Source organism: Bergeyella cardium, assembly GCF_003614945.1.
GTDB classification, from domain to species: Bacteria; Bacteroidota; Bacteroidia; order Flavobacteriales; family Weeksellaceae; genus Bergeyella_A; species Bergeyella_A cardium.
Map to the genome: position 1 here is coordinate 24,443 of NZ_QYCZ01000001.1, position 23,789 is coordinate 48,231.

The following is a 23,789-nucleotide window of genomic DNA, read 5'->3' on the forward strand; positions in this document are numbered from 1 at the left end:
TTGATTTTTTTTGGTTTATGGGATAAGTAAAAAAAGAAATTCTATCTCCCCTCCTCCACAAGCATTAGAGAAAAATTCTGTATGTTTGGCGCCTTAAAACAGAAGAAATGCTCGAAGATAAATCACCACAACTTACCCCCGTTTCCGAGCTCGGAGAGTTTGGGCTCATTAAGCACCTGACCGAGAGGTTTAGCCTCCAGCAGCCTTCCTCCGTCTTAGGGATAGGCGATGATGCCGCACTGCTCTCGGCAGAAGGCAGGGAGATCGCTATCACAACCGATATCCTTGCCGAAGGCGTGCACTTTAACCTTGGCTATGCCCCACTGAAGCACTTGGGATACAAAGCGGTAGTTGCCAACCTGAGCGATATTGCTGCGATGAATGCCGTGCCTGCACAGATTCTCGTAGGGATTGCGGCATCTAACCGATTCCCCGTAGAGGCTTTCGAGGAGCTATACGAAGGAATCGGGCACGCCTGCAAGCATTACGGAGTGGATGTGATAGGAGGCGACACCACGAGTTCTCATTCAGGGTTAGTGATTAGCATTACCGCGATAGGCTATGGGGAAAAGGAAAGCCTCACCAAGCGAAGCGGTGCCCAACCAAACGATTTGCTCGTACTGACGGGAGACCTCGGTGGGGCGTATATGGGGCTGCAAGTGCTGGAGCGGGAGCACTCGGTATTCCTCGTAAATCCGAATATGCAACCCGAGATGGAGGGCTATGACTACATCCTCCAAAGGCAACTAAAACCCGAAGCGAGGACGGATATCCGCGCTAAGCTCCAAGAGCTCGGCATACAGCCCACAGCGATGATTGATGTATCCGATGGGCTCGCCTCTGAAATCCTTCACCTCGCTGACCAGAGCAAGGTAGGCTTCCGCCTCTACGAGGAGAAAATACCGATGGATGAGCTTACGATAATGACGGCAGATGAGTTTAACCTCAACCCAAGCATCGCGGCACTCTCTGGGGGTGAGGATTATGAGCTGCTGATGACGATTGCCCCTTCAGACTACGATAAAATAAAGAACCACCCCGACTTTACGATTATAGGGCACGCTACGGAAGCCTCCGAAGGCTGCTACCTTGTGCTAAGAGGGAGTAACGAGCTCTCCAAACTCACGGCGCAGGGCTGGGATGCGTTTCTTAATAAAAAGGGGAAGGAGGATTAAAACGAAAGCAAACCCTAGGGGCATTCTCTCGGGTTAGTTATTGAGGATATAGTGGGTACTGCGACCTCCTGACTCGGATTTTTTTAAAACACCCTTTTGGAGCAAATCATTAATATCCCTGAGGGCGGTATCGGGAGTGGTTTTGGTAATTTTAGCGTACTTGGAGGTGGTAAGGTTTCCCACTGATGAATATAAAGCGCCATTGTTTCAATTTTGCGGTAAATATACGGCTTATTCTCCGCAAAACCTTCGGAGAATAGACCCAAGACAAATCCCGAAAACCTCGTTTTTCGGGATTTGCACGATATGAAAAAATTTAAACTAGAAAAGTTCTTACTTTAAGATAAGTTTTTTGGTTTGTGAAGCTCCTCCATAGCTTACTTTGAGGATATAGTTTCCTGCTGGTAGGTGCTGGAAGTTGAGCTCCTCCTTATAGAGACCATTTTGATTGCTTAGAGAGACTTCATATACCTTCTTACCAGAGAGGTCATAGAGCTCGGCAGTACCTTTATTGCTGTCTTTTTCTTTTACATCAAAGAGGAGGGTAGCTCTTTTATCCACAGTTGGGTTCGGATATACCCCGAAAGATGCTTTAGTGTTAAGATCTTGTACGCCTAAATCATCGGTAATGTCTTTATACTTAAAGTGCATATTACCAGTAGATGCACCGCCATTGATAATAAAGTACATTCTATAGAATTTCTTTGTGCTGTTATTCTTAATATAGTATACTACATCATTATGTACAGTACTTATACCTTTCCAAGAATGCCCAATAGTGGTAATACCTTTTGAGTATTTAGAAGCTACAGGTGCGGTGAAAGTTGGAGTATCTTGGGTCTCATTTGTCTGTGCTACTACGATATTAGGGCTTTGGATAATACCAGACATACGATACATTGCTACATTATTATACAAAGTCCAATAACGGGTAAACATTAGATCCCAATCTTTTTTCGGTGGCTCGAGGTTAGGGACTTTTGCATTAGTATCAAAGGAGAAGTAGTTGAAGAAAGCGTCATCTGTTCCATCTGGGATAATTGCTGTTTTAGTATCCTCCCAAGTACCATCACTTTTTAGTTTTGCATACTTAATTTTATAATTCTTAAATCTATTCTCAATCATAAATTTATAATAGACAGCACTGCCATAGTGCAAGATATAAATCACTTTTCCTTCTATCTGGTGGGTAGTTGGGTTATAATCTCCCCAACCTAAAGATCTCGGGCCTTGCTCAAATGCTCCTACTTCAATTTTTTCTGTTTTATCAGGATTGTAAAGAGGAGTACCTGTGGAAACGATACTTGTATTAACGCTATCCCACTGGGTAGGGTCTTCACTGGCTACATAAACTAGGATATTCTTAGCATCATTTATCCTTGTACCTGTTTCAAACATACTGTTTCTATAAAAAGCAATATCCCAAGTCTCGGCAGGCTGAGAGATGAGATTGTTCTTCCCGAAGCTGTAAAACACCCTGTTCTGATAATTCTGCCCCATAGTAGCCTCTACGGTAGTGTAACCATTCGCATCTTTTACCTGAGCAGATAGATGCGTACTCATATTAGCTAAAAGAGCTAACGCCATTGATAAAAATATACTTTTTTTCATAATAAAACTTTTTTAAAAAACTTTGGCAAATATAGTGATTTGAAAATATTAATTCTAAATAAATATTATCTTTGCCTAAAATTTATTTTTATGAATAAAGCTAAATATACCCTCGGACTACTGTGCATAGGTATGGCAACAGCAGTACAGGCACAGAAAACAGATTCCTTACGAACAAGAGATATAAAAGAAGTGGTGATTACTGGTCAGTTTTCACCACAGTCTATAAACAAATCGGTCTATAAAGTAGAAGTAATAGACGGAGCACAAATCAAAAATATGGCGGCAAATAATGTAGCTGAAGTGCTGAATCAAAACCTGAATATGCTTATTGTTCCCGACAGGTCTAATGGTAATTCGTATGCTAATATATTGGGATTAGGAGGCGAATATACCAAAGTATTAATAGATAACATTCCCGTTATTAATGATGAATCTCTCGGTAACTTAATCGATTTAACTAAAATAAGCGTAGATAATATCGAGAAAATAGAAGTAGTACGCGGCTCTATGGGTGTAGAGTATGGAAGTAATGCCGTAACAGGGGTAATCAACATCATTACGAAAAAGAAATACAACAAAAAATTTACAGGCAGCATCAACCTGCAAGAAGAAACCGTAAATACAGGCTACGACCTCTACAAAAAAGGTAAAGGAAGGCACATACAAAATGTAAATCTCAACTATAACATAAACCCTAACTGGTCGGTGAGCTTGGATTTTAATCATAACGATTTCAAAGGCTATGAAGGCTCAAGGAATGGCTATAAGTTTTTTAGCGAAACCGTTAATGGAAAACGAGGTTATGACTGGCAACCCAAGGATTTATACAACATCAACGGGACGATAAGATACCATAAAAACGCTACTACCCTCTTCTACAAAGCTAACCTAATGAAAGAGGAAATCAATTACAGAAGCCCCATTACCGAATCTCTACTCTTTGCTGGTGGCAAACGAACCCTAATCTCAAGAGATAACGACTACTATACCCAAAGATGGGTTCACCAGCTTAATATCGTTAGCAAGCTCGGGCATATTAATTATATGGGAGATTTTTCTTATCAAAAACAAGAAAAGCAAACCCAGAGCTATATCTATGATGTGCCCAACCGAAGCGAGCTATCCAGAAATGAGAAGCTCACTTACTACGATATCAATACGATATATTCCAGAAGTATGTTTAGTAACTTTACTAACAGTGATGTATTTAATTTCCAACTGGGGTATGAGCTCGACAGAACCCAGGGATTTGCCGACTCAAGCACAGGACTTTTCGGAGTTAATAATATTGAAAGAACGGTATTCAATTATGCTCACTTCCTCTCTGCGGAATGGAGACTATTCCCTAAGTTTCATATACGGCCAGGCGCGAGATATAGCCTCAATAATAAGTCTGATGACCAGCTTAATTACTCACTTGCCTTAAAGTATAATCTATCTGACAAATCAGAAATAAGACTTTCGGGAGGTTCTGCAGGTCGTTTCCCAACTTATACGGAGCTTTACACTTACTTAGTAAATGCTAACCACGACATTCGCGGAAATGAAAATCTCTCTGCCGAAAAAGGCCTTACCGCAGCAATCTTTGCCGATTATAAAATCTCAAAAGAGAATAAAAAATATAATTTTAGCATCTCTGGAATGTACCTCCAAGTAAAAGACAGAATAGATTTATCCATCGTGAATCTGCAGCCATTAAAGTATCAATACATTAATATTAATGATTATAGGTCTTTATTATTCAACTTAAACTTTGATGGTAGAATCAACAACTTTAATTTCAATACCAGTGCTTCACTAACGGGGGTTTCTCAATCCTTAAAATCAAAAGTAGTAGATACTGTCTCTCCAGAGGAGTATTTCTTTACACCAGAAATCAGCGTATCTGCTGGTTACAAACTGAATAAAACCCAGACGCTGTTCTCTGTATACTATAAATACAATGGAAAAAGCAAGAAATACATACTCTCTGGCTTAGACCCTGCGAACAATAAAGGAGTCTATGAGCTCGGAACACTGGAAGACTTCAATAGAATGGATGCTACGATAAGCCAGCCTTTCTTTAAGAATCATTTAAACCTAAGCGCAGGTGTAAAAAACATTTTTGATGTAACAGAAATTAAAAACACTACACAAGGAGGTAGCGGGCATAGTATCTCAACCACCACACATCTATTCTACGGAAGGAGCTATTTTGCAAGTTTAACTTATAAATTCTAACTTATTAAAAAACATACGAAAATGAAAAATATATTTCTATACCTCAGCCTTTGCATCTTTACTTTTCAATCCTGTTTGAGGGATAACGAAGACCCCGTAACTATTGCTCCTTTTGAAGGGGCGGTTATCAGTCCAGAAATAGGAGGTCCAGCAGTGCCTAATCAAGTTTGGCTAAATCTAAGCACAGGAGAGCAGACCATTAATAAGAGACCTTCCTGGGATTTGGCATTTCACTCTGGAAAAGAGTTTAAGGTAATCCTCAACTTCTCGATTCAAATGGCAGCAGGAGTAATTGAAGGAGCAACGGATATAAACGCCGTAACCTCCGCATCTGTAAAAGATTTGCAAAAGAAAATAAAAGTAGGAACCTTTAAAGCAGAAAATGAAAACTATGTAGATAATGTTGAAGGTAATTATGCTTCTGGGCGTACTGCTATAGCAGAAATCAGTGCCGATGATGCCCAAAATGCCATCTATCTCGTTAATCTCGGAAAAGAAATCTACACTGAAGATATCACTTTAGGTCAGGCGATAACAGGAGGGGCTGACAGAGGCTGGAAAAAAATCCAGATTACCCGCAATGGCAATGGATACAAACTAAAATATGCCGACTTGGATGCCACCACCTACAAAGAGGTTATCATCAATAAAAACCCCGCCTACCACTTTACATTTTTCAATATGAAAGAGGATAAGGAAGTTTCCGTTCAGCCTGAAAAGAATAAATGGGACTTATGCTTTACCGTATTCGTTAATGTAATTGCTGGAAGTGGTACTTATACTTATTCCGATTTCGTGCTTCATAACACAATGGGAGGCGTAGGTGCATATATGGTAGAAGTACCTAGTAGCCAAAACGCCGCCGATGTATATAAATCATTCTCCACCACTGATGTGGATAATTCCAAATTTGTATACAACGACCATAGAGCCATAGGTAGCAACTGGCGAGATGTACTTAACCGTATTGTGTATAACAATGTGTTCTTTATCATTAAAGACAGCAATGGTGTTATCTACAAGCTAAAATTCAATAGATTGACGAACATTAATGGCGAAAGAGGCTACCCAGAATTTGAATACAAACCGCTTTAAGTTTATTCTTATTATTGTTTATTTTATAAAAAAGCCTCTTGTAAGTACTTACAAGAGGCTTTTTCTTATTTACAATTAGCCCTCACTTTAATTCTTTACATAGACTCTCTTTACCCTTCGGGAGATGGAGGTCAGTACTTCATAAGGAATAGTCTGGCACTTTTCGGAGAAATACAACAGCTCCTCCAGCGAATCAAAAATACTCACTACATCGCCTTCCTTTGCAGGGATATTACCGAGATTTACCATCATCATATCCATACACACATTCCCTACAATTGGTGCATAGCTACCATTAATCTTCACTCTGCCCACTCCATTTCCCAAAAGTCTTGGGAGACCATCTGCATAGCCTACGGGGATTGTCGCTATATAACAATCTTCCTCTGCCATAAACTTTCTGCTATAACCGATGGTTTCTCCCTTTCTCACTATAGAAATTTGAGAAATCACCGTTTTAAAGCTCACTGCGTTTTGCAATTGTTTCTGAATTTCCTCATTAGCAGAAAAACCTATCATACCAATTCCTATACGCACCATATCAAACTGATATTCGCTAAAGTTGGCTATACCTGGTGAGTTCAGAATATGCCTCAATGGCTTATAAGCTAACCCCCTTACCAATTTTGACGAATTTTCATCAAAGATTTTTATTTGCTCGAGGGCATAATCCCTTTCTTCTGGCATATCGGCAGTTGCCAAATGTGTGAAAACGGATTGCACTTTTACAGGAAGACTATTCAATCGCTCTATAAGGTAATCAATTTCATCTCCTTTAAAACCAAGCCTGTGCATACCTGTTTCCAATTTTATGTGAATAGGGTATTTCCCGTTATAACCTTTTATTTTCAGCTGTTCGCAGAACATATCCAGCACTCGGAAACTATAAATCTCCGGCTCAAGGTTATATTCTATAATGGCATTATGGCTGTGCTGCTCGGGGTTCATTACCATAATCGGCGTACTAATACCGTGCTTCCTGAGGTCTGCTCCCTCATCTGCATAGGCAACGGTCAGGTAATCTATATGATGATGTTGCAAAAATTCCGCAATCTCATAGCCTCCCAAGCCATAAGAAAACGCCTTTACCATAGCCATCATTTTGGTTTCGGGTTTTAGGACTGCCTTATGTACATTGATGTTGTGGAGAATGCTATTAAGATTTATCTCCAAAACCGTATCGTGCTTTTGAAGTTCAAGGCTGAGCTTTAGTTTATCAATCCTAAATTTCCTCGCTCCTTTTAGCAGGATTAAGGAATTTTCTATCGTATGAAGTTGTTGATTACTAACAATCTGCTCTGTACTATCAAAACTAAGCGTTTCAGCAGAAAACAGATGTTTATAATTTGAAATTTCCTTCCCGATAAGAAATATTTTATCAAACTTCTGTTCATTCGTTAGCCTAGCCACTTGTTCATAGAATTTGTCATCATTTTTTGTCTCGGCAAAGCTGGTCAAGATAAGAACCTTATGTGCCTTGTTATACTCATTAATAAACTGATAAGCAATATTCAAAGAATCAAGGTCAAGATTATAGGAATCATTTATAATCAAATTATTTCTAAGCCCCTCTACGCTCTCCAACCGCATTTCCACACTTTTGAGGCCTTCCACTTTTTTCAAGATTTTAGAATTTTCTATTCCCAATTCTTTCATTAGGGCTACTACGCAGAGTACATTACTAAGTGTAGCTTCATCTCTTTGGTGCACGGGCAGATTTATATGCTCACCAAAGTAGCTCATCTTCACCTCCTTATTTCTATTTTTCCAATCGCTTATAATTTTTACATCATTGGTGCTTTTTAATCCGTAAGAGATAAGTTTTTTATCTGAATAGAGCGCTTTTATCTTCGCCAATACCCGCTCATTATCCCCATTAAATAAGATAATCTCCGAGTTTTTAAATAGAGCTATTTTCTCATCTATTAAATGGTTTTCATCTCTGAAGTTAATCAAATGCGCTGTACCTATATTCGTCAGAATCGCTATTTTAGGTGAGAACACCTCTTCCAAGACTTTCATTTCTTCGGGTTGAGAAATTCCTACTTCAAAGATGCCTAAATTATGTCTATCATCAATCTGCAACAATGAAATCGGAAGACCTATTTGCGAATTAAAACTCTTCGGGCTTTTCACTATATTAAATTCATCGTTCAGGCATTGGTAGAGCCATTCTTTCACCATAGTTTTGCCGTTGCTTCCCGTAATTCCTATTGTCTTTAAACCTCCAAACTGCGAGAGATGATATCTCGCCAGCTTTTGTAAAAACGCTATTGAATTTTCGGTTATAATATAAGTTGCGCCAAGTGTTTCCTCAGGTTTTTTCTGGCAAATCACTACTTCTACACCTTTTTCTATGGCAGATTTTATATACTTCTCCCCTGAATTTTTCTGCGTACGGATAGCGATAAACGCCATCTCCTTGCTCGAAAATATATTTCTACTATCAAAAGCTATATTTTTTACCGGCAGGTTTGGGTTTCCTATGAGTTCAGATTGGGTAATTTCGGCGAGTTGTCTTGTGGTATAAGTCATTTACAAAATCTTAAATCGTAGCAAAGATAAGACGACTTTCATAAAATAGAGCTATGCTTTTTGCTCTTTTCCCTTCTCTCCTTTTTTACCCAACAAACCTGATATCCTAAAAAAATCTTCCCACTTTAATCCCTTTTTATACTTCTCTGATTTCCCTTCGCCAAACTTTTCCCCCTTCTCCTATACCTTAAAATATTTTTAGAATACAAATCTTTATTTTTGCACCAAAAGAAAAGGAATTCCTTCTCGTTTCTTTAAAAAACAACAAAATGAAAAACAAAATCCTGCTTATATTCATCCTTTTGAGCTTTGGGCTGTACGAATCACAGGTAAAAAAATCACCTGTAGCACAAAAACCGCCCAAAATAGGGCTCGCCCTCTCTGGTGGTGGAGCCAAAGGCTTTGCACATATTGGAGTTTTAAAGGTAATAGATTCGCTCGGAATAAAAATAGATTATATCTCAGGAACCAGTATGGGAGCAATCGTCGGTGGGCTCTATGCTGCAGGATATGAGGCAAAGGATATAGAAAAAATAATGAAAGAAACCGATTTCTATACCCTACTCGCCAATGAAAAACCCCGACAAGAAACTCCTTTCTTCTCAAAGACGAATGACAAATACCTCATCACAGTACCCATACACAAAGGGAAAATCAATGTACTACCGAAGGCAATATCCACAGGACAAAAGAACCTCTACTTGCTTAAAGAACTCTTGAGCAATGTTTCTAATATCAACAACTTCTCCGAACTCCAAATACCATTTCTCTGTGTAGCTACAAACCTCGAAAGTGGCAAAATGGAAATCTTTGAAAAAGGCGATATCGTAAGCTCGATTATGGCAAGCTCAGCATATCCATCATTAATGGACCCCGTAAAGGTAGGCGACAGCCTCTATGTAGATGGTGCTATGACGGTAAACTTCCCTGCCAAGCCGCTTAAAGATAAAGGAATGGATATTATCATTGGTGTGAATCTCAGCCAGCCTCTTGCTGACAGGGAAGAATTAAACTCCGCTGTAAAAATCCTCAACCAAGTCATTGATTTCAATACCAAAAGAGAAAATATCTCTCAAGAAAAATATGCAGATATTCTCATCAATCCAAATCTGAGTGGCTACTCTACCACAAGTTTTGACGAGAAAGAAAAAATCCTCAACATAGGCTACAAAACTGCTAAGCAATTTACCGAAGTTCTCAACCAACTCCCTAAAAGAGAGCACCGCATCAGCCGAGCACCCATTAACCCTATCTACTCCAATATCTACAAAGTAGATAGCCTTGCTGTGGAGAACAACCGCATCTTCAACAGAGATTATATACAGGGAAAAATGGCACTTAAAACCCCTTCTCTGCAAACCTATGAGGGAATTAATAAAATGATTGACAAGCTCTATGCAACCAATAATTATAACCTCATCAACTACGAACTCCTGCTCCTTGGTAATAAAAATGTACTGAAACTCGAGGTAGATGAGATAGAATCAAGATACTTTTTAAAGTTTGGACTGCACTACGATGAGGTTTTTAAAACAGGTCTGCTAATGAACCTTACCATAAAACGCCTACTACTAAGAAACTCTGTGCTCTCTGCAGATGTTATCGTAGGAGGAACCCACCCGCGCTACTATTTTAATTACTTTGTAGATAACGGATATATTCCTGGTCTTGGAATCTATGCCTCAGGAATGAGTCTTGAACTTCGCGACAGCCATAGAAACCTCATCGGAAAATGGAAATGGTTCCGAAACGAGGCATATATACAATCCATCTGGAGAGATAAATATGCCATCGGTGGGGGCATTAGTCACGATTATTTCGAGTCCAAATCGGGGGTGGCAAGATATGACAACGAGCGAAACTTTATCAATCCCTATGTTTTTATAAAGACCGATACTCGAGACGATAAGGATTTCCCCACCAAAGGCTTTTCCCTTGATGCAAGGGGAAAACTCTTGGACTTGTTTGATAAGAAAATTGAGAACCAAATCTTTCAGATTAAAGGAGATCTTGAAACCAATTTTGCTTTTAGCAACCGATTTACTTACAGGCTCCACCTATTTGCAGGTTTTAGCTTTGGTGAGCCACTCACGCCTTACTATCAATTTTACCCAGGCGGAATTTTTGAGCAGAACTTAGCGAATTTCGTGAGTTTCCCAGGTTATCAGTTTGGGAGTTTCAGTGCAAATAATCTCGTAATTGCTCGTAATGATTTTCAGTTTAAAATCAAAAAGAATTACTTTATCACTGGGCATTTTAATATTCTCAATACCTTTAATGAACACAATGCAAAGTCGGTTTTCAAATTTGGAGATGTCTCTGGAGGTATTACACTGGGCTATAAATCTCCTTTCGGGCAGGTGAAGCTTAATTTCAGTAAAGCAGCTGATCGCAGTAAGGGAGTTTTCAGTGTCATACTTGGGCATTGGTTTTAATGCTTTATCTTCGCAAAAATTTTCCCTAAAATGATCAACTTTTTCTTTGAAAATACTGCACCCATCACCCTACCTGCTCGCCTCTCTGAGTGGATAGAAGTCCTTATTTCCCAGGAAGGAAAGAAATTGGGCGAAATCAGCTATATTTTCTGTGATGATACCTACCTCCTGAAAGTAAATCAAGACTATCTAAATCACGATTATTATACCGATATTATTACATTTGATTATGTAAAAGGGAATACGGTAAGCGGTGATATTTTCATCTCATTAGAGCGGGTTTCTGATAACGCCGCTGGGCTCTCTACTCCTTTTGAGCATGAACTTATTCGAGTTTTAGCACACGGCATACTCCACCTCTGCGGCTACAAAGACAAGTCTGATGAAGACCAAAAAACAATGCGCTCTAAAGAAGATTTCTATATCAAAACTTATTATAACAAATAAAAGAAACTCCCAAATTTGGGAGTTTCTTTTATTTACAAGGGTTTCTATTCAGAAAAAATGTAGATTATTTCTTCACAAATTTCTCACCATTCCAGCGGTAGCGAGGGCTTTTCTTGTCTTTGTTCTCAGTACTCAGAGAGATGATCTCTATCTCATCATTCTTTGCTCCAAACCTCACGGCATAGTTTGAGTTTTCGTAAGGGGAGGATGAAATCTTCAGCATACCAGGGAGGATATCCTCTGGGAGAGGGAACTCGAGGGTATGCTCGGTAGGATTGTATCGGAAGAAGGTGAGGCTGCTGGTATTCACCATATCAGACAAGGTGAGGCTGGTGATACCGACCAAATAATCGGGAGAATTCTTGTATTTCCAGATTTTGCATTCTACATCGGTGGTAAAAGGCTCGCCGCTGTGTTTATAATCGAGCTGAGGGTTTTTGTTAGCCCCCTCCTTTGCTTTATAACTGATGTAGAGGTTTTTTTGGTCGGTTGTAATGCGCTCTACCCATTGATCTGGCGGAAGAGGGGTGCCCCACTTCAGAAGGCGAAACATTTCCTTAACATCTGAATTACCTATAAAGGGAGTGAGCTGTAGGATGAACTCCTTTATATTGATTTTCCTTGCTGGGTAGTAGAATGTTAGGGGTTTATCTTTGCAGAAGAAGGTATAGCTCTTCCCGCGATCCATCAGACTAGGCAAGTTGGCGGAGGGTTTTAAATGGAGCTTGCCATCATTATCGATATTGGCTGAGAATGTTCCCTTGTGGGGTATTTTGTCGTCATTAAGGGTGAGGTCTATTCCATATCGGATTTCGCCGTCTTTGTTCCCAGGGGTGCAAAATCCCGTATAGACGGAGAGGTTTCCCTCTGAGAAGGCATTAGCTTCTAATTTTGCTTGCGCATTCTTTCGGAACTCAACGGTTATTTCCATCTCGTCTTTTTGGTCGTAATGGTACCATTTGCCTATAAATGGAGTAGGAAGAGGGCTCAGCTTCTTCTGGGTCTGTACGGTTTTCTTCGCCTGAGTTTTCTTCTGTGCGAAGGTGGAAGGGCTGGCTGCCAAGAGCAAGCCCATTGCGGATAGGATTAAAAATCTTGTATTCATCGTTATATTATTTAAAAGTTGCTCCATTCCATTTGAGTTTGTAGTGCTTTGTAACTCGGTTTTCATTTTTTTCATTTCCGTAGAATAAGAGCTCGAGCCCATCGTTTGGAGAGGACTTGCTGTCCATTTTAGGAAATCTGAGGAAGATGGGTATTTCTTCATCTTTACTGTGATGTCTTTTTTTGAGGACAGGCATTACGGTTTCTTCATCTAAATGGATGAGGCGTTTTTTCTGTGCATCGTAGCGGTAAAAATAGATGGTATATGTGCGGAAGATATCTGGATCTATCCAAATACTAGGGTTACTGATGCAGATGAGCTTGTCGTCAGATTTAGGATAGCTCCACACGCGGAGGTCAATCTTCGCGTTGATGTATTCATCTTCGTTCACTGCGGTGTAAGAGATCTGATATTTATTGATAGCATAAGTAACCTTGGTGGTTTTTGATGTTTTTTTACCGAACATATTATCATAGGATTCACAAAAGTCTCGCTCAAAAATGTAAGGATAAATCGCTTTGTAGAAATTCTCCACAGATGGTGTTTCTTTAAAAGGGATGTCGGTATTTTCTTGGTGGAAGGTAAGGGTATTCCCAGCGGAGAAACTCATTGCTTCAAATTTTTGGGGAAATTTCACCTTCATCTGCCCCTCTTTAGTGAAGGAAATACTTAGGGTACCTTTCTTCTTTTGGTTTAGATCTGTGTTGCTCAGCGTATAGTTCAGCTTGCCATCGGAATAGGTGTAGGTGCCAGAATAGGAGGAAGCAACATCAAAGAAGCCTATTTCTTCGAGAGTTATAGACTTGTCTTTTTGAATATCTAAGATGAGCCCGTATGCTTCTTTACAATTGTAGTAGTACCACTTTCCTGTGATGGTAGGCGGGTTGTTTTGCTCTGCTTTCGGAGCATTGGAGCGGAGATGAGGATTCATCTGCTCGGTGGTGTAATGAGAATTTTTCGTTTCTCTATCCCCTCCAAAGCAAAGGAATACGAAGGAGGAGAGCACTAATGTGATGATTTTAGAATACATAATAATTTAATTTTACAAGTTATTCGGTTGAGTGTGTTTGTGGTTTTTGGGGGTTGGGGGTTATTCGGTCAAGGACTTGGGTTTTGTGTAATCCATTTCATCTTCATAGAAATAGATTTCTACCCTATCGGAGGGAGGAGAATCGGCGCTGATTGTAGGGAATTTAATGAGGTGGTCGCTCATCTCTTCATCGTCTTTGTATCGTTTTTTCAGTTGGGGGATAATTTTTTCTTCATCGAGGGGTATAAGGATTTTGTTTTGAGCATCGTATCGGTAGAAGAGGATTGTCCCCGAGCGGTGGCTATTCTCGTCTTCTGCGCAGTAAGGATGATTAAAGCCGATGAGCTTGTCGTTAGATTTCGGGTAATCCCAAATTCGGAGGTCAAATTTTATGATAAAATTTTCTTCGTTTCTGCTGGTGTAGGTGAGCTGTTTTTTGTCGGCAGAATATTTTATACTGGCTGGTGGATTTGGCTTTTCGGCGACGATATCGTTATACGCATCGCAGACTTCTCTCTCGAAAATGCGGGGATAAATCGCTTTATAGATGCTAATGAGCGTAGGCTGAGGGTCATTAAAAGGGATGGGGGTATTCTTTTGGTGGAAGGTAAGCGGTTTATTCTCATCGAAGCCTAAGTAAATAATTTTTTTATCAAATTTAATCTGCATCTGCCCTTCTTTGGTAAAGGAAAGCTGAAAGTTCCCCGATGCCTCATCGTACATCTCGAGATTGGCGAGGAGGTAGCTTCCTTTGCCGTTGGAATATTCGTAGGAGCCAGAATACTCGTTGGGGAGGTCGATGAAAGTATATTCTTGGAAATACATTATGCCGTCATCGTTAAACTTTATTGAGAGCGCCTGCTGCCCTTCGCAATCATAGTGGAACCATTCTCCGAGGATGGAAGATGGGTCTCTCAGATTGCGGGTGTAAGGATTTTTCTGCTCGGTTGGGTTGGATTGCTCGGCTTTGTTTTGGGTAGAATTTTGGGGTTTATTGTCTCCACAGCTGAGCAATAGAAATGTGGAGAACAGGGATATGATAGCAATGTATTTCATCTTGTTTTTGTTTTAGAGAGGATTAAAAATCTGGTTTTCGGAGGCTCTGCAGAGGGAAAATAAAGCCGTGAAGAGGGCAAAGAAAATGATTTTAGGATACATTGTATTAAAGTTTTGGTGGTGGATTAAAGATGTTTATTCTTCTGAGAAGGTTTTACCATTCCACTTAAGTTTGTAGTAGTTCTTCACTGGGGCAACTACCTCTCCGACTTCAGTTTCTTCGTAGATGTAGAGCTCTATTTTGTCCTTGGAAACAGATTCTGAGGAGCGTAAAGGGAAATCTAAGAGATAGTCTCTTTTGAAATTTTCATCTATATATACTTTTTTGAGATGGGGCACGATAGCTTTCTCATCTAATGGGAAGAGGAGGTGTTTTTTTGCATCGTAGCGGTAGAAACGGATGAGCCCAGAGCGGATGACATTGTCTAATATATAAGGTAGATTAATTCCTACGAGAAGGTCTTCAGATTTGGGATAGTTCCAGATTTTCAGGTCAAATTTAGCTGTATAATTTTCTTCATCATCAAAAGCCTCATAGCAGAGATGTTTTTTATCGGAGGAGTAGGTTAGTTTTACCCCAGGCGAGGGCTCTCCAGAGACGATGAAGTTATAAGACTCGCAGAATCCAACCTCAAAAATGTACGGGTAAATTGCTTTGTAGAAATTGAGTGCAGTAAGATTTTTTTCTTTAAAGGCGATGGGCGTTTTCTCTTGATGGAAGGCGAGGGTATTATTCGTAGCAATATTAAATTCTTTAAAATTTTCATTGAATTTAATCTTCATCAGCCCTTCGGGAGTAAATGAAATGCTAAAAGAATTGTTTCGTACATCATTATCCTCTAAAGCATTGGTGAGTTTATATTTTCCTTTGCCATCGGAATAGGTGTAGGTGCCAGAGTATTGAGAGTGGATTTCGTAGAAGCTGCCCTCTGGTATGGTGAAGGACTTATCAGCCCCAATATCTAATATAATAGCGTCTTGCAGCTCGCAATTATAGTGAATCCATTTACAATACATCCTATTGAGATTTATCGGTTAATAATTTTTATTTAAATCTACCATTACCATCCCACTTAAGGACTGATTTTCCTTTCTTATGATATGGGTTTTTGAATAGCTCAAACTTGATATCCTTCCCGCTTCTTGGGAAATCTACTCGGTAATCTACAGGCTGTTTTGGGTTTATTACCTTTTGGAGTGCTGGGGCTACACTGGCAGGGTCGAGCTCCTGCACCATATCCGTATCTTTATTATAGACTATAAAAATGAGCTCCGAACTGAGGTAGGCTGCCTCTTCTGACTGCTCATTAGAATGATTAATACCTAAAAGTATACTGCGCTTATCATTATAATTCCAATAGCAGAACTATATGACCGCTCCAGGCGCAGAGGGAGTCTCATAGCGGATGTATCCATTCTTTACATCATAAGTGTTATACTTGCTATTTCTCGCTCCACTGCTCATAAAATCGTCATAAAACCATTTGTAGTCCTCATAACGAGGGATGATGGCACTGAAAAGGTCAATAATACTCGGTTTATTCGTTTTGAGATTGAGTTTAAAAGGAGCACCCTTCACCGAAGGCTCATCATAAGTTTCTTCATTCTTATCGGCTGTAGCTTCGTCGGCTGCTATTTCCTCTTCTATTTCTTCTGCTGAGGTATCATCGGTTATCGCTTCTGTACTGGTCTCAGCAAGGGGGAGGGTTTCATTTTGCGCAGTTTTAGAGGTCTTACCACAGCCTGCAAGTAAAGCAAAAATAAATGTGTAATTAAGAACATAAAATCTAATCATAATAGTAATTATTTAAATATTGATAAAGTTTTGAGTTTCTCTTACAAATTTAGTGATTTTTATTATTTATCAATGATTTACATCCATTTTAATTAAAAAATATGATTTTTACCTATTAGACTATTATTAACTCAGCAGAACTTATCATTTTAGAAAATTTTTTCTGAAATTTGTAGTAGACAAGATGATATAAAATCAAAAAGTCTTAAAAAATATATTTTAAATATCGTATGAAAAAAATCTTGATTTCAGCCCTTTTATTTGTGAGTACAAATACCTTCTGGGCACAGGAAAATGCAGTTTTAATGATATGGAGGAAGCACTCTGCCAGTGGTTCCTCAGCCCTGAAAAAGGAATCAACAAACTACTACCCGCAAAGTCTGTAAGCACGAAGAAAAATGATTTCTCTGCAGTTCTGATGGAAAATCCTAAGCTCTACTTGGGCAGTATAGGAGAAAACCACAAAAGGTTGTTCGTAGAGTTTAGCTCGGCAAAGAAAGATAAAAACAAACCCGAAGTCTATCATATAGAAGGTAGCACTAAAGTAGGGAAAAACCTTCGCAAATTTCGTGGAACAATAAGCATAACTAAGCTAATGGAAGCCGACCCTCGTATGAATGACGACTCCGAAAAAGCACAAGGCGTGCTCATAGGAGATTTCAGCTTTGATGAATACGAAAAACTCCCAGCTACAGGTGTTTTTACAGGGCAGATGGGCATTACTTGGCTTATTGATAAGAAAGGAAAACTTCGTTATAATGACTCTTATGATGAGGCTGATGTAATCATCAATGCAGTCTATCTGGGGAAATGGACAAGCAAGCAAACAGGCAAAAGCCAAACCTCGAGATGTAGCAGATATCTCGTCCCTTGCAGTGGAGACTTGGATATAGGCGATGGCGAATTTATACCCAACCCTAAGTACTATAAATACGGCTGGAAAGGCTATAAAGCGGGGTCATACAATTAAAAAATCAATTAATTATTAACATATAAATTTTAAAACTATGAGAAATACATTCTTCTTATTCATCCTATCAGTGGCTTTGTGCAGTGCACGGCATAGACAAACCCATTCGGCTAAAGCTATACACCCAACATCAACCAACGAAAGCCCCGCACTCAACGATTTAAAATTTGAAATACGAAAAATATCTTTTAAATCCAAAAAACGAAGAAAAAGTGTCTCGGCTACCTATGCTTGGTGCACCAGCAAAGGTAAATTCGCCCAAGCCTTTAATGATTCTGCTCGAATCAGGGTGCTCAAAACTTTTGAGATAGATAACTTAAAGCTAAGTATAGCTGATGCAATTAAAGAATTAAAAAAAGCCGAGAAGAGAAAACTCACCGCAAAAGAACGAGAATCGCTCCCTGATATGGAGATATACCTGTCAAGCACCGATAGCATTAGCTACCGCTCGAATAAAATCATCTCTCTGCGCACTTATTACGAAGCGTATTATGGCGGTATTCACGGTATCCATAGTTATAGTTACATCAATTTTAAGCCAGACGGCACTTCTTATACAAACGAAGAGCTCATAAAAAATCCTAAAAAACTAAATGCCTTAATCGAAAAAAAAATTAAGAGCAGGAGCAGACCCAGAGACCTACCCCGAGAAAGTCTATGAACCTTCTATTGTCTTTGGTTTTGAAGGAGAATATTTAGTTGCTCGCTATATGCCCTACGAAATCAGTAGCTATGCTGCAGGAGATATAGAAGTAAAAATCCCAATAAAAGATATCAATAATCTGATTATTGATGTTCAGTAAAGGCTTTTACACAGCACTTGTTCTTTTAGAATACCAGAGCAGCTACATTAACGATACCTGAGGGTAATTGGTATTATTATGACTACTCATAATAAAAAATTTCTATGGGATTATTCCCTACTTCCTCTTTGATACGATAGTTATACTAAAACCATTATCGGAAGAATTGATTTGTATATATTGTAAAATTAATGGCAAAACACCTACTTTTGCTTCCTCAAATAGGGGATATATCATTAATTAATAAAATGAAACATCATTTTATACTTACTTAAAGTTATATAATAAATAAATTTATTAATTCATTATTTTTCAATAGATATATCATAAAATAAAAAAAAAGAAAATATACAAATGTTTCCCGTGAAACATTAAAGAATAAGCAGATATTATGATAAACGAAATATACGATGTAATAGTAGTAGGCGGAGGGCACGCGGGTTGTGAAGCGGCAGCGGCGGCAGCAAATCTTGGTTCTAAAACAATACTGGTAACAATGAATATGCAGACGATTGGCCAGATGAGCTGTAATCCCGCTATGGGCGGGATAGCGAAAGGACAAATCGTAAGAGAAATAGATGCCCTTGGGGGTTATTCGGGTATTATAGCCGATAAATCTGCTATCCAGTTTAAAATGCTAAACCTATCCAAAGGCCCTGCAATGTGGTCGCCACGAACTCAAAATGACCGAATGCTGTTTGCAGAGGAATGGAGGCTAGCATTAGAACAAACAAAAAATCTGGACTTCTTCCAAGATATGGTGAGAAATATCATCGTAGAATACGGAAAAGTAGTAGGCGTACGAACGGCTATCGGTGTAGAAATCCGAGCAAAAGCAGTAGTACTGACCAATGGAACCTTCCTGAACGGACTTATCCACATCGGTGAAAAACAATTCGGAGGTGGAAGGATGGGTGAGCCCAAAGCATTTGGAATAACCGAACAATTGGTAGAGCTGGGCTTCGAGGCAGGGAGAATGAAAACAGGTACGCCCGTACGGGTAGATGGCAGAAGCCTTGATTATTCCAAAATGGAGGAACAAAAAGGAGACGAAAATCCACAAAAATTCTCCTATTTAGATACTCCAAAACTCAAAGAGCAGAGAAGTTGCTACATTACTTATACCAACGAAAAAGTACACGAAATACTCCGCGAGGGTTTTGACCGCAGCCCGATGTTTAATGGAACTATCCAGAGTATTGGTCCAAGATATTGCCCGAGCATTGAGGATAAAATCAACCGATTTGCAGAGAGAAACAGGCACCAGCTTTTTGTAGAGCCTGAAGGCTGGAAAACCGTAGAAATCTATGTAAATGGTTTCAGCTCCTCACTACCAGAAGATATACAAATAAAGGCTCTACATCAAATCCCTGGCTTTGAAAAAGCAAAAGTTTTCCGCCCTGGCTATGCAATTGAATATGACTACTTCCCCCCTACTCAGCTAAAGCATACATTGGAAACAAAGCTGGTAGAAAATCTATTCTTCGCAGGGCAAATCAATGGAACTACAGGCTACGAAGAAGCTGCTGGACAGGGATTAATTGCAGGTATCAATGCACACAATAAAGTACACGGAAGAGATGAATTTACCCTGAGTAGAGACGAAGCCTATATAGGGGTTTTAATAGATGATTTGATTACAAAAGGTACAGAAGAGCCGTATCGTATGTTTACTTCCCGCGCAGAATATAGACTCCTTTTGAGGCAGGATAATGCAGATATTCGCCTTACAGAAAAGTCGCATAATATAGGTCTCGCCTCTGAAGAAAGATTGAGAAAAGTAGAAGAGAAAATTAAAAAATCTGGTGAATTAGAAGATTTTCTCAAAGAATTGTCTTTAAAGCCTGGAATTATTAATCCTATACTTGAGGAGAATGGTAGTAATCCCGTAGATCAGGCATACAGAGCCGCACAAATCCTTACCCGACCGAACATTAATTTAAAAAAGCTCTCACAGATAGAAACCATAGGAAACAAAGCAAAAGAATATACTGAAGAAGTACAGGAACAGGCAGAAATCAATATAAAATACAAAGGTTATATAGATAAAGAAAAGGAAAATGTAGCCAAACTAAGGCGGATGGAAAACATTAAAATACCAGTGGATTTTGACTTTAATAAAGTACCTTCCCTATCCTCCGAAGCTTTACAAAAAATGAATAATATCCGCCCAAAAAGCATTGCACAGGCATCGAGAATATCAGGAGTATCTCCAGCGGATATCAATGTTTTGCTGATTTATTTAGGAAAGTAATCTATGAAAAATTTGTTTATGTTCCACGTGAAACTTTTATTATAATTAAACCTAAAATTAGCTTAAGTGATGAAGAAAAATAATATAATATTAGTTGCATTTAATCTTGTATTTCTATGGAATTGCAGTACTCAAAACTTTTATAAGAAAGCTCAAAATGGAGATATAGTCTTTGTAGAAGCAAAAAAAGAAAACCTCTCTGGAGCTATTAGCAGAGTTACGAAAACAAATGAAAATACAACTTCCTATGACCACACAGCACTCATAGAAGTAAGAGGAAAGGAAAAAAATATTCTCCATTCATCTGGAGAAAACGGTTCCGAAAGGATAAGTCTTAAAACTTTTATAAAAAAGAATAGAAAAGAAAAAAGAAGAATTGACCTGTACAGGCTAAAAGATACCTATAAAAACTGTACAGATAAAGCCATACAAAAAGCCAATACAATGCTGGGAAAACCATATAACTGGCTGTATATATTAAATGAAAACGCTTATTACTGTTCAGATTTTGTAGAGCGGGCTTACAGAGATTGCCATATTTTTGAGCTAAAACCTATGACTTTCATTAACCCCAATACAAAAACAACAGATGAGTATTGGATAGAATTTTACCAGTCTAAAAACACAGAAGTCCCAGAAGGAAAATTAGGCTGCAACCCTAACGGCATATCAAAATCTGATAAAATTTATAAAGTATTCTCACTTAAATAATCATCATAGCACAAAGATGAAGATAAAAGACCATTTTCTAAGCAAGAAAGAATTTAGTATTATAGAAACCGATATTGAGGGAATCTTCAAGACCTCTCCCCTACCCCAAAATCTGAATAAATACTACGAAAGCAGAGATTATATCTCTCATCATCAGGATTCTGGAAGTATAAAAGAAAAAATTTATAAATTTCTACAGAGATTTAATCTCAATTATAAAAGAAATATACTCGCTGCAGAGGCAGGTATTCATCTTAAGGTGTTAGATTATGGCTGTGGAGCTGGGGAGTTTGTAAAATTTATAGAAAACGAATACACCACATTCGGATTTGAACCTAATGAACACGCCAGAAATTTTGCTCAGAAAAAATCCAATAAAACTACCTTTCTTACAAAACCAGATCTCTCAGAAATAGAAGATGGAAGCTTGGATATCATCACCCTATGGCATGTATTCGAGCATATAGAAGATAGGGATTTCTACCTCAACTTGTTTTATAAAAAACTAAAACCGGAGGGAGTCCTCATCATTGCAGTTCCCAACTACACCTCATACGATGGACAAAAATATAAAGAGTTTTGGGCTGCTTACGATGTGCCAAGACATATATGGCACTACTCACGAAACGGAATGCAAAGGCTCATCAATACCACTCAATGGAAAATAAAAAAAATTAAACCCCTTTTGCTCGATGCATATTATATCTCAATGCTCAGTGAAAAGTATAAGAAAAACCCGCTTTTTTGGCTAAAAGGATTCATCGTAGGAGCAATTTCTAATTATAAGGCGGTAAAAAACGGTGAATTTTCCAGTTTGGTATATATCATCGGAAAATCTTAGAAAGTCGATTTTTAATACATTTCTGAAAGCCGATTTTCACTCATCTTCATTAAAAAATAAAATTTAGAGCCACCAATTAAAAAAGAGCAGGCTCAAAATGAACCTACCCTTTCCTACTTAACTTCTAAAAAGTTTATTGAAATTACACTCAATCTATCCTATTTTTAATTCTTATTTATTAATAGCCGCTACGCCTGGCAATTCCAAACCTTCGAGGCTTTCAAGCATTGCACCGCCACCCGTAGAAACATAGGAAACTTTATCTGCATACCCGTGCTGTTTAACGAATGCCACCGAATCTCCACCCCCTACAAGTGAGAATGCACCCAACCGAGTTGCCTCAGCAATGCTATCTCCAAGGGCTTTAGTACCTCCAGCGAAATTTGATAACTCAAAAACCCCAACAGGACCGTTCCAAAGAATGGTTTTAGAATTCATCACCACATCATTAAAAATTTCCTCCGAACGCTTGCCCACATCAAGACCTTGCCAACCTTCTGGAATCTCATTTATATCCACCTCATCTCGATTTGCATCATTACTGAATGAATCTGCAATCACCGCATCTACGGGCAAATAAATCTTCACCTGCTGTTCTTTCGCTTTTTCTAAAATTTCAAGAGCGAGCGGCATTTTATCATCCTCCACTATCGAATTTCCTATTTTTCCACCTTGGGCTTTGATAAATGTAAATGCCATACCTCCACCGATAATGAGATTATCCACCTTCGGGAGGATGTTTTCTATAATCGTGATTTTAGAAGACACTTTCGAGCCTCCAAGTATTGCCGTTACAGGTCTTACGGACTTATTCAATACTTTATCAATCGCCTCAAGCTCCCTTGCCATTAGCAGCCCGAAGAATTTAGCTGATGGGAAGAAATCAGCAATCACAGCCGTAGATGCGTGTGCGCGATGTGCCGTACCAAAAGCATCATTCACATAGGCATCTCCAAGTTTGGAGAGCTTTTCCGCGAAAGCTCTATCGCCTTTCTCTTCCTCAGTGTAGAATCTAAGGTTTTCAAGGAGGAGAATTTCCCCCTGCTGGAGATGGGAAGAGAGCCTTTGTGCTTCCTCACCTATGCAATCAGGAGCGAACTGCACCTTTCTGCCGAGGACTTTTTCAATCTCTGGGAGGATGTGTTTTAGGGAGAGCTCATCACTTACCTTGCCTTTCGGTCTCCCCAAGTGTGTCATTAGGATAACGGAGCCGCCATCGGAGAGGATTTTATCCAGCGTAGGCTTTGCTGCGAGGATTCTCGTATTATCCGTTACGCTTAGGTTTTCGTCTTGCGGTACATTAAAATCTACGCGGACGAGGGCCTTTTTGCCCGCAAAATTGAAGTCTCTTACTGTTTTCATCAGTACTTTTTTTAGTTAATTTTTTTGATACACAAATCTAAGATTTTGGGCTGAAATCTCTGCCATTTAGCCTCAGAAAATTTTCCACCGATTGGGCTACAACAATAGCAATATCTCTTTTTTATTTTAAAATTTTTAAGTGAATAATCGCCGTATACTGTTGAGTGATGTGGAAATTGTGGATAAATATTTCTCCTCTTTTTTGCCACACCTCTCCCCTATTCTTTCCATAGGTTATCCACAGAATAAATACCTGTTTATCATATTTAATTATGGATTATCCACCTTTATGGAAAACTAAATTTTTCCCAAAATGTGGGCTACTTCAGTATGGAAAAATC

Annotated in this window: 20 protein-coding genes; 11 read left to right on the forward strand and 9 right to left on the reverse strand. The window is 39.0% G+C overall.

Features of this window, described 5'->3' with window-relative positions:
* Positions 1 to 107: 107 nt before the first annotated feature.
* Positions 108 to 1,175 carry a thiamine-phosphate kinase gene (gene thiL, locus D8991_RS00105; RefSeq protein ID WP_120488184.1) on the forward strand — a complete coding sequence of 356 codons (1,068 nt, stop codon included), beginning with the start codon at positions 108 to 110 and terminating at the stop codon, positions 1,173 to 1,175.
* A 333-nt stretch (positions 1,176 to 1,508) separates the two neighbouring features.
* Here thiL and D8991_RS00115 read toward each other — a convergent pair whose 3' ends face one another.
* Positions 1,509 to 2,786 carry a T9SS type A sorting domain-containing protein gene (locus tag D8991_RS00115; protein ID WP_120488186.1) on the reverse strand — a complete coding sequence of 426 codons (1,278 nt, stop codon included), beginning with the start codon at positions 2,784 to 2,786 and terminating at the stop codon, positions 1,509 to 1,511.
* A 90-nt stretch (positions 2,787 to 2,876) separates the two neighbouring features.
* Between D8991_RS00115 and D8991_RS00120 the strand changes: the two genes are divergently transcribed.
* Both D8991_RS00120 and D8991_RS00125 read left to right on the forward strand, forming a co-directional pair.
* Positions 2,877 to 5,009 carry a TonB-dependent receptor plug domain-containing protein gene (locus D8991_RS00120; protein ID WP_120488187.1) on the forward strand — a complete coding sequence of 711 codons (2,133 nt, stop codon included), beginning with the start codon at positions 2,877 to 2,879 and terminating at the stop codon, positions 5,007 to 5,009.
* Between the two features lie 21 nt (positions 5,010 to 5,030).
* Positions 5,031 to 6,104, forward strand: a complete 1,074-nt coding sequence (locus D8991_RS00125) for an HmuY family protein (RefSeq protein WP_120488188.1) — start codon at positions 5,031 to 5,033, stop codon at positions 6,102 to 6,104.
* A gap of 87 nt (positions 6,105 to 6,191) precedes the next feature.
* Here the strand turns inward: D8991_RS00125 and D8991_RS00130 are convergent, their stop codons facing one another.
* Complete coding sequence (locus D8991_RS00130) at positions 6,192 to 8,639, reverse strand: bifunctional UDP-N-acetylmuramoyl-tripeptide:D-alanyl-D-alanine ligase/alanine racemase (RefSeq protein WP_120488189.1); 2,448 nt, start codon at positions 8,637 to 8,639, stop codon at positions 6,192 to 6,194.
* 269 nt (positions 8,640 to 8,908) lie between these two features.
* Between D8991_RS00130 and D8991_RS00135 the strand changes: the two genes are divergently transcribed.
* Entirely contained in the window at positions 8,909 to 11,074 is a 2,166-nt protein-coding gene (locus D8991_RS00135) for a patatin-like phospholipase family protein (RefSeq protein WP_120488190.1), read from the forward strand.
* 30 nt (positions 11,075 to 11,104) lie between these two features.
* Positions 11,105 to 11,521, forward strand: coding sequence for an rRNA maturation RNase YbeY (ybeY, locus tag D8991_RS00140; RefSeq protein WP_120488191.1), 417 nt, complete (start codon positions 11,105 to 11,107; stop codon positions 11,519 to 11,521).
* Between the two features lie 64 nt (positions 11,522 to 11,585).
* Here the strand turns inward: ybeY and D8991_RS00145 are convergent, their stop codons facing one another.
* The 6 genes from D8991_RS00145 to D8991_RS00170 all read right to left on the reverse strand — a co-directional run bounded on the left by D8991_RS00145 (position 11,586) and on the right by D8991_RS00170 (position 16,507).
* On the reverse strand, positions 11,586 to 12,626 hold the full coding sequence (locus tag D8991_RS00145) for a hypothetical protein (RefSeq protein ID WP_162926714.1): 1,041 nt from the start codon (positions 12,624 to 12,626) through the stop codon (positions 11,586 to 11,588).
* A gap of 7 nt (positions 12,627 to 12,633) precedes the next feature.
* Positions 12,634 to 13,656 carry a hypothetical protein gene (locus tag D8991_RS00150; RefSeq protein WP_120488193.1) on the reverse strand — a complete coding sequence of 341 codons (1,023 nt, stop codon included), beginning with the start codon at positions 13,654 to 13,656 and terminating at the stop codon, positions 12,634 to 12,636.
* A gap of 60 nt (positions 13,657 to 13,716) precedes the next feature.
* A complete protein-coding gene (locus D8991_RS00155) occupies positions 13,717 to 14,712 on the reverse strand; it encodes a hypothetical protein (RefSeq protein WP_120488194.1) in 996 nt (331 codons plus the stop codon).
* Between the two features lie 135 nt (positions 14,713 to 14,847).
* On the reverse strand, positions 14,848 to 15,729 hold the full coding sequence (locus D8991_RS00160; protein ID WP_120488195.1) for a hypothetical protein: 882 nt from the start codon (positions 15,727 to 15,729) through the stop codon (positions 14,848 to 14,850).
* Between the two features lie 28 nt (positions 15,730 to 15,757).
* Positions 15,758 to 15,949 (reverse strand): hypothetical protein, encoded by a 192-nt coding sequence (locus D8991_RS00165; RefSeq protein WP_120488196.1) that lies wholly within the window; start codon positions 15,947 to 15,949, stop codon positions 15,758 to 15,760.
* Between the two features lie 129 nt (positions 15,950 to 16,078).
* Positions 16,079 to 16,507, reverse strand: a complete 429-nt coding sequence (locus D8991_RS00170) for a hypothetical protein (protein WP_120488197.1) — start codon at positions 16,505 to 16,507, stop codon at positions 16,079 to 16,081.
* A gap of 310 nt (positions 16,508 to 16,817) precedes the next feature.
* Here D8991_RS00170 and D8991_RS00175 point away from each other — a divergent pair, with 310 nt between their 5' ends.
* The 6 genes from D8991_RS00175 (at position 16,818) to D8991_RS00200 (ending at position 22,086) form a co-directional block, all read left to right on the forward strand.
* Entirely contained in the window at positions 16,818 to 17,477 is a 660-nt protein-coding gene (locus tag D8991_RS00175; RefSeq protein WP_120488198.1) for a hypothetical protein, read from the forward strand.
* Positions 17,478 to 17,514: 37 nt separating this feature from the next.
* On the forward strand, positions 17,515 to 18,138 hold the full coding sequence (locus tag D8991_RS00180; protein ID WP_120488199.1) for a PdaC/SigV domain-containing protein: 624 nt from the start codon (positions 17,515 to 17,517) through the stop codon (positions 18,136 to 18,138).
* A gap of 7 nt (positions 18,139 to 18,145) precedes the next feature.
* Positions 18,146 to 18,280: an RsiV family protein gene (locus tag D8991_RS00185; protein WP_262512167.1), complete on the forward strand. Its 135-nt coding sequence runs from the start codon at positions 18,146 to 18,148 to the stop codon at positions 18,278 to 18,280.
* A 391-nt stretch (positions 18,281 to 18,671) separates the two neighbouring features.
* Positions 18,672 to 20,534: a tRNA uridine-5-carboxymethylaminomethyl(34) synthesis enzyme MnmG gene (gene mnmG / locus D8991_RS00190; RefSeq protein ID WP_120488201.1), complete on the forward strand. Its 1,863-nt coding sequence runs from the start codon at positions 18,672 to 18,674 to the stop codon at positions 20,532 to 20,534.
* Between the two features lie 69 nt (positions 20,535 to 20,603).
* A complete protein-coding gene (locus D8991_RS00195) occupies positions 20,604 to 21,245 on the forward strand; it encodes a YiiX/YebB-like N1pC/P60 family cysteine hydrolase (protein ID WP_120488202.1) in 642 nt (213 codons plus the stop codon).
* A 16-nt stretch (positions 21,246 to 21,261) separates the two neighbouring features.
* On the forward strand, positions 21,262 to 22,086 hold the full coding sequence (locus D8991_RS00200) for a class I SAM-dependent methyltransferase (protein ID WP_120488203.1): 825 nt from the start codon (positions 21,262 to 21,264) through the stop codon (positions 22,084 to 22,086).
* Between the two features lie 171 nt (positions 22,087 to 22,257).
* On the opposite strand, the gene D8991_RS00205 is transcribed toward D8991_RS00200, so the two are convergent.
* Positions 22,258 to 23,448, reverse strand: a complete 1,191-nt coding sequence (locus tag D8991_RS00205; protein WP_120488204.1) for a phosphoglycerate kinase — start codon at positions 23,446 to 23,448, stop codon at positions 22,258 to 22,260.
* Positions 23,449 to 23,789 lie beyond the last annotated feature (341 nt).